General features: G+C 57.9%; 10 protein-coding genes and 3 tRNA genes. 3 read left to right on the top strand and 10 right to left on the bottom strand.

Annotation, left to right across the window (positions count from 1 at the left end; genetic code table 11):
* The first annotated feature begins 129 nt into the window (after positions 1-129).
* The gene (locus RUESEDTHA_RS02400; RefSeq protein ID WP_171120614.1) at positions 130-531 is read left to right on the top strand and encodes a DUF2147 domain-containing protein; all 402 of its coding nucleotides are present in this window, start codon (positions 130-132) and stop codon (positions 529-531) included.
* Between the two features lie 4 nt (positions 532-535).
* Here RUESEDTHA_RS02400 and hisH read toward each other — a convergent pair whose 3' ends face one another.
* Both hisH and hisB read right to left on the bottom strand, forming a co-directional pair.
* A complete protein-coding gene (gene hisH / locus RUESEDTHA_RS02395; RefSeq protein WP_180884032.1) occupies positions 536-1,174 on the bottom strand; it encodes an imidazole glycerol phosphate synthase subunit HisH in 639 nt (212 codons plus the stop codon).
* A complete protein-coding gene (gene hisB, locus RUESEDTHA_RS02390; protein WP_180884030.1) occupies positions 1,175-1,762 on the bottom strand; it encodes an imidazoleglycerol-phosphate dehydratase HisB in 588 nt (195 codons plus the stop codon).
* A gap of 155 nt (positions 1,763-1,917) precedes the next feature.
* Between hisB and RUESEDTHA_RS02385 the strand changes: the two genes are divergently transcribed.
* Positions 1,918-2,157, top strand: coding sequence for an Lrp/AsnC family transcriptional regulator (locus RUESEDTHA_RS02385; RefSeq protein WP_050602861.1), 240 nt, complete (start codon positions 1,918-1,920; stop codon positions 2,155-2,157).
* Between the two features lies 1 nt (position 2,158).
* On the opposite strand, the gene RUESEDTHA_RS02380 is transcribed toward RUESEDTHA_RS02385, so the two are convergent.
* From RUESEDTHA_RS02380 to RUESEDTHA_RS02345, 8 genes are all read right to left on the bottom strand, one after another.
* A complete protein-coding gene (locus RUESEDTHA_RS02380) occupies positions 2,159-2,761 on the bottom strand; it encodes a hypothetical protein (RefSeq protein ID WP_180884028.1) in 603 nt (200 codons plus the stop codon).
* Between the two features lie 57 nt (positions 2,762-2,818).
* Positions 2,819-3,685, bottom strand: a complete 867-nt coding sequence (locus RUESEDTHA_RS02375) for a GNAT family N-acetyltransferase (RefSeq protein ID WP_180884026.1) — start codon at positions 3,683-3,685, stop codon at positions 2,819-2,821.
* A gap of 84 nt (positions 3,686-3,769) precedes the next feature.
* A tRNA-Gly gene (locus tag RUESEDTHA_RS02370) sits at positions 3,770-3,844 on the bottom strand.
* 37 nt (positions 3,845-3,881) lie between these two features.
* Positions 3,882-3,956, bottom strand: a tRNA-Gly gene (locus RUESEDTHA_RS02365).
* A 37-nt stretch (positions 3,957-3,993) separates the two neighbouring features.
* Positions 3,994-4,068, bottom strand: a tRNA-Gly gene (locus RUESEDTHA_RS02360).
* Positions 4,069-4,400: 332 nt separating this feature from the next.
* On the bottom strand, positions 4,401-4,784 hold the full coding sequence (locus RUESEDTHA_RS02355) for an MAPEG family protein (RefSeq protein WP_180884024.1): 384 nt from the start codon (positions 4,782-4,784) through the stop codon (positions 4,401-4,403).
* Between the two features lie 77 nt (positions 4,785-4,861).
* On the bottom strand, positions 4,862-8,299 hold the full coding sequence (locus RUESEDTHA_RS02350; protein ID WP_180884022.1) for a pyruvate carboxylase: 3,438 nt from the start codon (positions 8,297-8,299) through the stop codon (positions 4,862-4,864).
* Between the two features lie 146 nt (positions 8,300-8,445).
* The gene (locus RUESEDTHA_RS02345) at positions 8,446-9,582 is read right to left on the bottom strand and encodes an alpha-hydroxy acid oxidase (protein ID WP_180884021.1); all 1,137 of its coding nucleotides are present in this window, start codon (positions 9,580-9,582) and stop codon (positions 8,446-8,448) included.
* 246 nt (positions 9,583-9,828) lie between these two features.
* On the opposite strand from RUESEDTHA_RS02345, the gene RUESEDTHA_RS02340 reads away from it, so the two are divergent.
* The gene (locus tag RUESEDTHA_RS02340) at positions 9,829-12,222 is read left to right on the top strand and encodes an ATP-dependent helicase (protein WP_180884019.1); all 2,394 of its coding nucleotides are present in this window, start codon (positions 9,829-9,831) and stop codon (positions 12,220-12,222) included.
* Positions 12,223-12,359: the final 137 nt, after the last annotated feature.

Raw genomic sequence — 12,359 nt, 5'->3', positions numbered from 1 at the left:
GCGGCCCTATATCAGAGTTGTACGCGCGGGATATCGCACAAGCCGGACAGGGGATGCAACGCGACGTGGGGTTAATCTTGCTGGTTCGGTTGCTGCGCGACACAGTACCGCCATCTAAGGGAGAACATCATGAAACACTCAATCATTGCAGCGGCAGCCCTGTGCGTTTTTTCCACGGTTGCATCGGCTGACCCAGTTGACGGCCTGTGGAAGACCGAACCCGGCGACGAAGGCGGCTATCTGCACGTGACGATCGCGCCGTGCGGCAGTGCGATCTGCGGCACCATCGACACCGCGTTTGATGGCAACGGCAATCAGCAACTTTCCTATGAGAATCTGGGCAAAAAGATCATCTGGGACATGGAGCCCGAGGGCAACGGCGCTTATGACAACGGCAAGATCTGGGCGCCGGACCGGGACAAGACCTATAACTCGAAGATGACGCTGGACAGCCAGAATGCGCTGACCGTCAAGGGTTGTGTCGCGGGTGGTCTGGTCTGCCGTGGTCAGACCTGGACCCGCGTTCAATAAGGGCTCAGGGGGCCCAGGTCAGGAAATTCCCGATCATACGCAGGCCCACATCCTGGCTTTTTTCGGGATGAAATTGCATACCAATCATCGTGTCGCGGCCGATCACGGCCGTGACTTCCTGACCATAATCCACATAGGCCAGCCGTTGCGCCGGATCGGTGACGCGAAAATGGTAGGAGTGGACGAAATATGTATGGTCGCCCGACCTGACCCCGTCAAAGACCGGGTGATCAATTTCGAGCACCAGATTATTCCAGCCCATATGCGGCACCTTTAGCACGCTGTCCGAAGGGGTGATACGCACTACGTCCCCGGCAACCCAGTTCAGACCGTCAGTCTCGGTGTATTCATGGCCTTTTGACGCCATAAGCTGCATCCCGACGCAGATACCCAGAAACGGTCTTCCCTTTTGTTCGACCGCCTCGACCATGGCGTCATAAATACCTTTGTGGCCCCGCAACTCGGCAGCGCAGGCGGGAAACGCGCCGTCGCCCGGCAGAACCAGACGATCCGCGCGCGCAACGACGTCTGCGTCCGCGGTCACAACCACCTCGCCCGCATTCAACTCGCGCGCCATGCGTTGAAACGCCTTCTCTGCCGAGTGCAGATTGCCGCTTTCATAGTCGATAATGGCTGTCAGCATTTATAGCGCGCCCTTGGTGGACGGAATCGCATCGGCCTTGCGCGGGTCGGTTTCAACCGCCAGACGCAACGCGCGCGCGACCGCCTTGAACGCGGCCTCGGCAATGTGGTGGCTGTTGAACCCGTGCAATTGGTCGATATGCAGCGTGACGCCGCCATGGGTGGCCAGTGCCTGAAAGAACTCTCGCACCAACTCGGTGTCAAACGTGCCGATCTTGTGCGTGGGCAGTTCGACATTCCAGATCAGGAACGGGCGGCCAGACAGATCCAGCGCGCAGCGTACCTGCGCATCATCCATGGGCAGGTGGCATTCGCCATATCGGCGGATGCCCTTCTTGTCACCCAACGCCTGCGTCAGCGCCTGACCCAGCGCAATCCCCGTATCCTCGACGGTGTGGTGGTCGTCGATGTGGTAATCACCCTTGGCGCGGATCGTCATGTCGATCAGCGAATGGCGCGCAAGCTGGTCCAGCATGTGATCGAAGAACCCGACGCCTGTCTGGTTGTCATACTGGCCGGTGCCGTCCAGATTGACCTCGACCGAGATTTCGGTCTCGGCGGTCTGACGGCTGATCTTTGCGCTGCGCATGGGCGAATTCCTTTTGCTACAGCCGCGCTTATAGACGCGGAGGGGCAGCACTTTCCAGACCGCATCTGTCATTCCCGCCAAACTGTTGCAGGGGATTGCACCCCGGCGCGGCCCGTGCCAGCCTGCAAGCAACTTGAACAACCAAGGCTCGGCCCATGTCCACCTGCGTCTTCATCCAAATCCGCTGCAAACCCGGCACAACATACAAGGTGGCCGAGGAAATCGCCCTGCGCGAAATCCATTCCGAGCTGTATTCGACCAGCGGCGAATACGATCTGCTGCTAAAGCTCTATATCCCCGAGACCGAAGATGTCGGGCATTTCATCAACGAACATCTGCTGGTGATACCGAACATAGAAAGGTCGCTGACCACGATGACCTTCAAGGCGTTCTAGGTCAGGCGACGGTCTCGGCGGGCGGGTCTATCGGTATGGTCCCGCCTAGTAAAACGCCTCCGCGCGATTGACGGTCTGTTGCGCCCGCACGCAGAAAGCGCTGACATCCAAAAAGCACCATGAGCGGAACCGCCAGCGTTATCAGGTAGTTCTGTCCCATGGCTGCGGACCAGACAATCCCGGCGACGCACAGCGTCAACATCGCCGTGGAATGGATGCGCATTTGCTTGGCGCTTTTTGCGTCATAGGTCAGAAAGCCTTTGGCTGTGAATAGGGTCAACACAACGCCCGTTACGAAAACACTGCCCAGCACAAGTGAGTCGATATTGCCGATCAACAGATCAGCCGAGTTCCGACTGCCTGACAGCACCAGAATTTCTATCAGCGGGGTTATAACTACCATGAAAATATTGATCCCCAACAAGATGGGATGCGCGCGCAGAACCCGTTTAACATACGCCAGGCACACAAGGGTCGCGAGCACGGTTCCGACCCACCCGGCCAGGCGCAAATCGTCAGTGGCGCGGGACAGGATCAAAAAGCTGATCCCCGGCAGGTTCTCGAACATGTCTTGCAACAACCGTTTTTGGTGTTCTCCCAGCATACATAAAGTCCCTGCGCATAAGGTTGGACGTCGAAGTAGGGGTCTCGAAATCTGGCGTTAGCCAAGTTCGAACGTGGTCACTCCGAAGATTCGGTTGAGGTCAATTTCCGGTTCGTGATCAGAATACATCCGGGCGGTTTCGAAGACTTTGGTCAACCCTAACTGTCTGGCCATTGCAAACGCGGCATCGTTGGGTTGTGGCATGTCGACAAAGACGTCGTGATCGTGATGATCTTGGGGTACAGCGGCCAGTAAGCTGGCCAAAAGCGCCCGCGCGATGCCCACCTCATCCGCAAAAAGTGGACCAACCTTGTAACCCGATTGGCAGGGGCGCAGGGTGGCATAGCCCTTTATCTGACCGTTCTCGGAATAAACACGTGAAATATGATCCGATGCGCCCAGCCAGCTTTGCAGGAACGCGTCGCGCGGGGCAGGGAACAATTTGCGATCATAGGCGCGCAGCGCACTTGAGGCAGATTCCAGTGGCGCAACGCCGTTACCCAGCACCTGACCAAGTTCCGGCAGGACTTCACCGATGGTCCCGGCGAACCGATAATTGTTATAAGCAAAGGAAAAGCCTGACTTTCGGTAGTTGTCCTGTTGCTCCACCACGCCATCCAGCCCCATGTTGCGCCCTTCGCAATGCGCCAGAGCGTGCTGCGCGATCTCTAGCCCGTGACCGTGGTGACGAAACTCGGGGCGCACGATGTAAAAGCCCAGGAAGGAAAACGCGTCATCGTAGTTCACCGCTGAGACCGAGGCGATCATGTCCCCATCAAGGAACCCGCCCAAGAACCCATCTGGGTCGGTGGAGCGGAAACATTCCGCATCGCGCAGGCCCGGATTCCATCCCTCGCTGCCTGCCCAATCGACGGCATACTGCAACTCTGCGGCCGAAAGGGGCCGGATAGAATAATCTGACATCGTTAAAATCCTGCAATCGTTAATGCCAATACAATGGCGCAACATTCGGCAGGAAACCAGAAAAGTTTAGGAAACAATCGTATCTGGAGCGGGCGAGGCGATTCGAACGCCCGACCCTAACCTTGGCAAGGTTATGCTCTACCCCTGAGCTACGCCCGCATCAGATACATATGTGTCGGTCCTAAAGACCTCTCAATGGAGCGGGCGAGGCGATTCGAACGCCCGACCCTAACCTTGGCAAGGTTATGCTCTACCCCTGAGCTACGCCCGCATCAGATACATATGTGTCGGTCCTAAAGACCTCTCAATGGAGCGGGCGAGGCGATTCGAACGCCCGACCCTAACCTTGGCAAGGTTATGCTCTACCCCTGAGCTACGCCCGCGCCGTTGAGTGAGGAGGGATGTATAAATTCCCAAGCGGGGCTGCAAGCGGAAAAACGCATCTCTTGGAAAATTTCTTTTTCGGCGACGGAACTCTTCTGTGAATGCGTTGAAGGTTCAGAGAGTTGTAAAAAACGACGGAGGTGACAGGTGAAACCCAAAGAAAGATATAAAATCACGGCATTGGCCATTTTGATGACAATTGCCGCGATCTTATCGCATATTCCTGCAGAACAGAGTGCCGAGCCAACTCAGGTCTGGAGGTCAGCCCATACGATAGTGTCCAAACCTCTGACAGGCTGAACGCCTTTCGGCGTTTCAGCCCGAGAACAACTCAAAGCGCTAGAACAAGGTTGGCGACAGCAGCAATCAGCAAAACAGCGAATGTCAGAATCATGCCCATCTGACGCAGAATGACGATCTGCGGGGTTTTGCCGAACCCATAGGCGTGGAACACCCTGCCCGTCAGTAGGCCAAGGCCCAGAATGTTCACCAATACGGCCCCGGCACCCTGAAGCTCGACCATCGCGATCAGCAACAAGGCAAACGGCGCGTATTCCGCAAAGTTGGAATGCGTGCGGATGGACTTGAGCATACTGTCGTCACCAGAGTCGCCGTAGGAAATCTTCTGTGTCCGGCGCGTATTGATGACCCATCCGCTGAGAAAGACATAAACGATTGCCAGCAAAGCGGCGTAGATCGGTGTAATGGACAACATGGTTTCCTTCCTTAGCTTACGAAAAAGGCCGCCCGGTTGTCCGAGCGGCCCGTCACTTGATCATGAAACTAGAGCGTTCACTCCAGTTCGACCAGCAGGTCCTTTGCGTCAATCTGGCCACCGGGCTGGACATGAGTGGCCTTGACCACCGCGTCACGTTCGGCATGGATGCCGGTTTCCATCTTCATGGCTTCGATGGTTAACAGTAGGTCACCTTCTTTGACCTCTTGACCGGCGGATACGGCCACGGTCGCAACAACCCCCGGCATTGGCGCACCGATATGGTTGGGATTGCCGGCCTCGGCCTTGGGTCGGGCCTGTGTGGATGACGTCACCAGACGGTTAGGAACCCGGATCACACGGGGCTGACCGTTGAGTTCGAAGAAGACTTTGACCTCGCCATTCTCGTCAGTCTCACCGATCGCCTGACAGCGGATTTCCAGCGTCTTGCCGGGGTCGATTTCGGCCGTGATCTCTTCGCCGGGGTCCATGCCATAGAAAAAGGTGCGTGTGGGAAGGGTTCGGACCGGACCATAGACCCGGTGGCGGCCCATATAGTCGAGGAACACCTTGGGATACATCAGGTACCCGTTCAGATCCTCATCATCGACCTCTTTGCCTTCCAACTGTTTGGATAACTCGGCGCGGGTGGCCTCAAGATCGACGGCGGGCACGTCCTTGCCGGGGCGTTCGGTGTTGGGGGCTTCGTCCTTCAACACCTTTTTGATGATCGTGTCGGGGAACCCGCCCGGAGGCTGACCCAGATTGCCGCGCATCATATCGACGACCGAGTCGGGGAAGGCCACATCCGTATCCGCGCTTTCCACGTCGGCGCGTGTCAGGCCCTGGCTGACCATCATCAGCGCCATGTCACCCACCACCTTGGATGAGGGCGTCACTTTCACGATGTCGCCGAACATCTGGTTCACATCCGCATACATCTGTGCAACCTCGTGCCAGCGCTCCTCCAGCCCCAATGACCGCGCTTGTGCCTTGAGGTTGGTAAACTGACCGCCGGGCATTTCGTGCAGATACACTTCAGACGCAGGAGCCTGAAGGCCGGATTCGAAGGCCGCGTACTGGCCGCGCACGGCCTCGAAGTAATCGCTGATCTCGCGGATCGCCTTGATGTCCAGCCCGGTGTCGCGATCCGTGTGGCGCAGGGCCTCGACCACGGTGCCTAACGTCGCCTGAGAGGTGTTGCCGCTGAAACTGTCCATGGCGCAATCCACCGCGTCTACGCCCGCCTCGGACGCCGCCAGAATGGTGGCGCTGGCAATGCCTGCAGTGTCGTGCGTGTGGAAATGGATCGGCAGGCCAACCTCTTCTTTCAGCGCGCGGATCAGGATCCTGGCCGAGGCCGGTTTCATCAGCCCCGCCATATCCTTCAGGCCCAGGACATGCGCGCCCGCGTCGCGCAGCTCTTTCGCCATGCCGACATAGTATTTCAGGTCGTACTTGGCGCGATCGCGGTCCAGAATATCGCCGGTATAGCAAACGGTGCCTTCACAGATTTTGCCGTTCTCGACGACCGCATCCATGGCCACCCGCATATTCTCGACCCAGTTGAGCGAGTCGAACACGCGGAACACGTCGATATTCTGCGATGCTTGCCGGACGAATTCCTGCACCACATTGTCGGGATAGTTGGTGTACCCAACCCCGTTCGCGCCACGCAGCAGCATCTGGGTCATCAAGTTCGGCATCGCCTCGCGCAGGTCGCGCAGTCGTTGCCATGGGCATTCCTGAAGGAACCGATAAGCCACATCAAAGGTCGCACCGCCCCAGCATTCAACGCTGAACAGTTGCGGCAGGTTCGCCGCATAAGTCGGAGCGACCTTGATCATGTCGATTGACCGCATCCGGGTCGCCAACAGCGACTGATGCCCGTCGCGCATGGTCGTGTCGGTGATCAGCAACTGCCGCTGGGCCTTCATCCAGTCGGCCACGGCGTGCGGACCTTTTTGTTCCAGCAGGTTACGCGTGCCCATCTGCGGCTCGGCCTTCAGTGCGGGGGGCTTGGCCTCTTTCAGGTCGGCGCGGGGTTCGGGCCGGTCTTTGGTTTCAGGATGCCCGTTCACGGTGATGTCCGCGATATAGGTCAGAACCTTGGTGCCCCGGTCGCGGCGGCGCTGAAAACTGAACAGGTCAGGTGTCGTGTCGATGAATTTGGTGGTGTATTCATTCGACAGGAAGGTCGGGTGTTTCAGCAAATTGATGACAAAGTCGATATTTGTGCTGACGCCGCGAATACGGAATTCACGCAGGGCCCGGTCCATCCGCGCTATTGCGGCCTGCGGTGTGGGGGCCTTGGCTGTCACCTTGGTCAGCAACGAGTCATAATACCGCGTGATCACCCCACCTGCATAGGCCGTGCCGCCATCCAGACGGATGCCCATCCCAGTGGCCGAGCGATAAGCAGTGATGCGGCCATAATCGGGGATGAAGTTGTTCTGCGGGTCCTCGGTGGTGACGCGGGTCTGCAGCGCGTGGCCGTTCAGATGCACATCCGACTGGCTGGCTGCTCCGGTGGCCTCGGCCAGAGTTTTCCCCTCGGCGATCAGGATTTGCGCCTGCACGATGTCGATACCGGTGACTTCCTCGGTGACGGTGTGTTCGACCTGTACGCGGGGATTTACCTCGATGAAGTAGAACTTTCCGGTTTCCATATCCATCAGGAATTCGACCGTGCCCGCGCATTCGTAGTTCACATGGGCGCAGATCTTGCGGCCCAGTTCACATATTTCCGCGCGCTGTTCGTTGGACAGATACGGGGCAGGGGCGCGCTCCACGACCTTCTGGTTCCGGCGCTGCACCGAACAATCGCGTTCATAGAGGTGGTAAATCTCACCATGCTTATCGCCCAGAATCTGCACTTCGACATGACGGGCGCGGGTAATCATCTTTTCCAGATAACCTTCGCCATTGCCAAAGGCGGCTTCGGCCTCGCGGCGGCCTTCCAGAACTTTTTCTTCCAGTTCATCCTCGGATTCGATGGGACGCATCCCGCGTCCGCCGCCGCCCCAAGATGCTTTCAGCATTAGAGGATAGCCGATCTCGGCGGCCTCGGCGCGGATCGCGTCCATGTCGTCACCAAGAACCTCGGTCGCCGGGATGACCGGCACGCCCGCCTCGATCGCAACGCGCCGTGCACTGGCCTTGTCACCAAGGGCGCGCATTGTTTCGGCCTTGGGGCCGATGAAGGTGATACCGTTTTGCACACAGGCATCCACAAAATCGGGGTTTTCCGACAACAGGCCATAGCCGGGATGGATCGCGTCAGCACCGCATTCCTTGGCGACGCGAATGATCTCATCAATGCTGAGGTATGCCGCTACCGGGCCCATCCCTTCGCCAATGCGATATGCCTCATCCGCTTTGAAGCGATGCAGGCCCAGCTTGTCTTCTTCGGCGAAGACAGCGACGGTGCGTTTGCCCATCTCGTTGGCCGCGCGCATCACGCGAATGGCAATCTCGCCGCGATTGGCGATCAGGATCTTGTTAAAGTCGGTCATGTCAGTTCCCGGTCCTACTTCTTTGGCCGTGTTGATAGGCGGACAATACGCGCACGTATATCAGTCGTTCTGGGTAGAACCGGCATGTTAACGCTCGCAAACGCCTTCTGTTAGCGCTATCTTATTACACGTGCTGCGCTGCGGCATCAATCCAGTGTTAGGATGGGTCGGATTTGTTCCAGATTTTCGGCGCCCAGTTGGCCCATATTCGCCTGTAGATCCTGCCGTAATATGTCGATCACATGCGCCGGTCCATTCTGACCCAATGCTGCCAAACCATACATGAAACCACGGCCCAGCATGACAAAATCAGCCCCAAGTGCCAGCGCACGTAGTATGTCCAGCCCGCTTTCAACCCCGCTGTCGAAGATAAGGGGAAGGTCTGTCGCCGCCCGGATCGCTGGCAGGGCCTCAATGCTGGATGGTGCGCCATCAAACTGCCGCCCCCCGTGATTCGAAATCCAGATCGCGTCAACGCCGGCCTTCTTAAGGGGCCCTGCGTCCTCGGCCCGCATCACGCCTTTGACGATTAGGTTGCCATCCCATGCATCGCGCAGCCAGTGCACATACTCCATATCCGGCGATGTTCTAAGCAGATATCCGACATGCGCCGTCGGGGGCAGGTTGCTGGAGTTGTCGGTGTACTTGTCCAGTGTCCGCATCCTTGGCGGGCCACTACGTGCCATTGCCATGGCCCATGCCGGACGCTGCGCAATCTGCATCAGAAGGCGCGGGGTCAGTTTAGGTGGGTTGGTCAGGCCAGACCGCGTCTGGCGTTCGCGTCGTGAGGCGACCGGAACATCAGCAGTCATCACCAGTGTCGAAAATCCTGCCTGCTTTACCCGATCCAGCAAGTCCCGGCGAATGTCGGGGTCTTTTGGCGGGTAAAGCTGAAACCACGCATTCTGCCCCAGATGAGGGGCCACATCCTCGGGGCTTTGCGTGGCGACGTTTGACAGGGTAAAGGGAAGGCCAGCCGTCGCTGCCGCCCGGGCCAACAACCCCTCGGCGTCGGGCCAGATCAACCCCGCCATGCCGATCGGTGCGACCCCAAACGGCAATGGATAGGTTTGACCCAAAAATTGACGCTGTGTGTCAAACTCCAACGGGCCATGCAAGATCGACGGCAAAAAGCCCACGCGATCCAGTGAGACCCTGTTGCGCTGCAAAGTTGCCTCGGACCCGGTTCCGCTATCCAGATACTCCCACACGAAATGCGGAATCCTGCGTTTGGCGCGGTGTTTTAGGTCGGCAATTCCGGGATAGCTGCTGTGTAGGTCCATACGGATTGATCAGACCTAAGGCGCGATTCGGCAAGGACATTAGCCTTTTGGCGCGTTTGGTTTCACTTTCTGGCACCCGTAAATCCGACGGTAAACATCGCACACAAGCGTTGAAAGAAGGCCAACGGTCTGTCGGGCCACCATACCAATCCGCGTAGAATTGGTGTGAAATCAATGCAGAATGTCTTGTGAACAAGGCGTGAACAAACTCTTTCCCTCGCGACATAACCAGCGTAGTTTGACGATATGAGCAGTTTCGACGAAATGGACGCCTTCGAAGGCGCATCGCTGTCTGCGCGGGCCATGGCCGCGCGGCCTATGCCTTATCTGGACGAATTGAATCCAGCGCAGCGTGAAGCTGTCGAGCGGTTGGATGGTCCTGTGCTGATGTTGGCCGGTGCCGGGACAGGTAAAACCAAAGCGCTGACGGCGCGGATTGCACATCTGCTCAGTACTGGGCGCGCACGACCCAACGAAATTTTGTCGGTCACTTTCACCAACAAGGCCGCGCGCGAGATGAAAGAGCGTGTGGGCCGCCTGCTTGGGCAGCCTGCCGAGGGAATGCCGTGGCTGGGGACGTTCCACTCGATTTGCGTCAAGCTGCTGCGCCGTCTTGCGGAACTGGTCGATCTGAAATCGAACTTCACCATTCTGGATACGGATGATCAGCTTCGGTTACTCAAACAACTGATCCAGGCCGCTAATATTGATGACAAACGCTGGCCTGCGCGGATGCTGGCGGGGATTATCGACGATTGGAAGAACCGTGCTTTAACGCCTGATAAAGTGCCAGCTGCGGATGCGGGGGCGTATAACAACAAAGGTATTGCGCTTTATGCCCAATACCAAACCCGCCTACGCGAGCTGAACGCGGTCGATTTCGGTGACCTGCTGCTGCACATGGTCACGATTTTTCAGACCCACGCGGATGTTCTTGAGCAATACCAGCGCTGGTTCCGGTACATTCTGGTGGACGAGTATCAGGATACCAACGTCGCCCAATACCTGTGGCTGCGGCTGCTGGCCGGGGCCCATAAGAACATCTGCTGCGTGGGCGATGACGATCAGTCGATCTATGGCTGGCGCGGGGCCGAGGTGGGCAACATCCTGCGGTTCGAAAAGGATTTTCCCGGCGCATTTGTGGTGCGACTGGAGCAGAATTACCGCTCGACCCCGCATATTCTGGCCGCGGCTTCGAATGTCATTCGTGGCAATGAAAACCGTCTGGGCAAGGAGCTTTGGACGGATGCCGAGGACGGCCACAAGGTCAATCTGATCGGCCATTGGGACGGCGAGGAAGAGGCCCGCTGGATCGGTGAGGAAATCGACGCCTTGCAGGGCGGCACGCGCGGGATTCGTCCGATGACTCTGGACGAGATCGCCATCCTTGTCCGCGCCTCGCACCAGATGCGCGCCTTCGAGGATCGGTTCCTGACCATCGGGTTGCCTTATAAGGTGATCGGAGGCCCTCGGTTCTATGAGCGGATGGAGATTCGCGATGCAATGGCCTATTTCCGGCTGGTGGTCAGCCCCGGAGATGATCTGGCGTTCGAGCGGATCGTGAATACGCCCAAGCGCGGTTTGGGTGACAAGGCGCAGCAGACGATCCAGATGACTGCGCGCGAGCATGGCGTGTCATTGGTCGACGGGGCACGGATCGCGGTTGATAACGGGTTGATCAAGGGTAAAGGTGGCAAGGCACTGCGCGAGTTAATCGAGGGGTTGGCGCGCTGGAACGCGATGACGCGCGGGCCGCGTATCGAGGTTGAGGATGTTTCAGTCATCGACGACGGCGCGCCGCTGCGGTTTGGCGAGCCCGAGGTCTCGCACATCGAGTTGGCGCAGATCATTCTGGATGAATCCGGCTACACCGCCCATTGGCAGAATGAGAAAACGCCCGAGGCTCCGGGGCGGTTGGAAAACCTCAAGGAACTGGTCAACCAGTTGGACAATTTCGAGAATCTGCAAGGGTTCTTGGAACATGTCAGTCTGGTTATGGATAACGAGCAGGACAGCGACGGGGCCAAAGTCTCAATCATGACGCTGCACGCGGCCAAGGGGTTGGAGTTTCCGGCCGTATTCCTGCCGGGCTGGGAAGATGGCTTGTTCCCTTCGCAGCGGTCGATGGACGAATCCGGGATCAAGGGGCTCGAGGAAGAGCGGCGCTTGGCGTATGTGGGAATTACCCGCGCCGAAGAAGTTTGCACGATTTCCTTTGCCGCCAATCGGCGGGTGTTCGGGCAGTGGCAGAACTCCATGCCTTCGCGATTCATCGACGAATTGCCTGAAGATCACGTGGAGGTTCTGACGCCTCCGGGTCTTTACGGTGGCGGGCAGGTAACGGCCAGCATCGAAAGCCGGGCAGCCGAAGCGAATGTCTATAATTCCCCGGGTTGGAAAAGGATGCAGGCGCGTCAGGGGCAATATGGGACGTCTCAGCCCCGCGAAAGCCGGAGCACTGTGATTGATGCGACAGCGGTGGCCAGTTTTACCTTGGGTGAACGGGTTTTTCACCAGAAGTTCGGCTATGGCGCGGTGATCGGAATTGAGGGTGACAAGGTCGAAGTCGATTTCGACAAGGCCGGGGTGAAGAAGGTCGTCTCGCGGTTCTTATCTGCCAAGGATGACGTGCCGTTCTGAGTTATTGCGAGGCTCTGCCTCGCGCTCCGAAGTATTTTGAACAGAAGAAGCAGGGGGCGTTTGCGTCCCCTTTTTTGTTTTTGGGCAAAGAAAAACGGCGGTTTCCAGGGAGGAGGAGAGGAAACCGCCGTTCTTTG

It is taken from the genome of Ruegeria sp. THAF57 (assembly GCF_903914075.1).
Classification (GTDB): Bacteria; Pseudomonadota; Alphaproteobacteria; order Rhodobacterales; family Rhodobacteraceae; genus Ruegeria.
This window is presented reverse-complemented; position numbering and strand designations above follow the sequence as displayed.

Excerpts from the sequence above, each read along its gene's own strand:
- RUESEDTHA_RS02400 (WP_171120614.1), top strand. The coding sequence starts at position 130 with ATGAAACACTCAATCATTGCAGCGGCAGCCCTGTGCGTTTTTTCCACG.
- hisH (WP_180884032.1), bottom strand. The coding sequence starts at position 1,174 with ATGCTGACAGCCATTATCGACTATGAAAGCGGCAATCTGCACTCGGCA.
- hisB (WP_180884030.1), bottom strand. The coding sequence starts at position 1,762 with ATGCGCAGCGCAAAGATCAGCCGTCAGACCGCCGAGACCGAAATCTCG.
- RUESEDTHA_RS02385 (WP_050602861.1), top strand. The coding sequence starts at position 1,918 with ATGTCCACCTGCGTCTTCATCCAAATCCGCTGCAAACCCGGCACAACA.
- RUESEDTHA_RS02380 (WP_180884028.1), bottom strand. The coding sequence starts at position 2,761 with ATGCTGGGAGAACACCAAAAACGGTTGTTGCAAGACATGTTCGAGAAC.
- RUESEDTHA_RS02375 (WP_180884026.1), bottom strand. The coding sequence starts at position 3,685 with ATGTCAGATTATTCTATCCGGCCCCTTTCGGCCGCAGAGTTGCAGTAT.
- RUESEDTHA_RS02355 (WP_180884024.1), bottom strand. The coding sequence starts at position 4,784 with ATGTTGTCCATTACACCGATCTACGCCGCTTTGCTGGCAATCGTTTAT.
- RUESEDTHA_RS02350 (WP_180884022.1), bottom strand. The coding sequence starts at position 8,299 with ATGACCGACTTTAACAAGATCCTGATCGCCAATCGCGGCGAGATTGCC.
- RUESEDTHA_RS02345 (WP_180884021.1), bottom strand. The coding sequence starts at position 9,582 with ATGGACCTACACAGCAGCTATCCCGGAATTGCCGACCTAAAACACCGC.
- RUESEDTHA_RS02340 (WP_180884019.1), top strand. The coding sequence starts at position 9,829 with ATGAGCAGTTTCGACGAAATGGACGCCTTCGAAGGCGCATCGCTGTCT.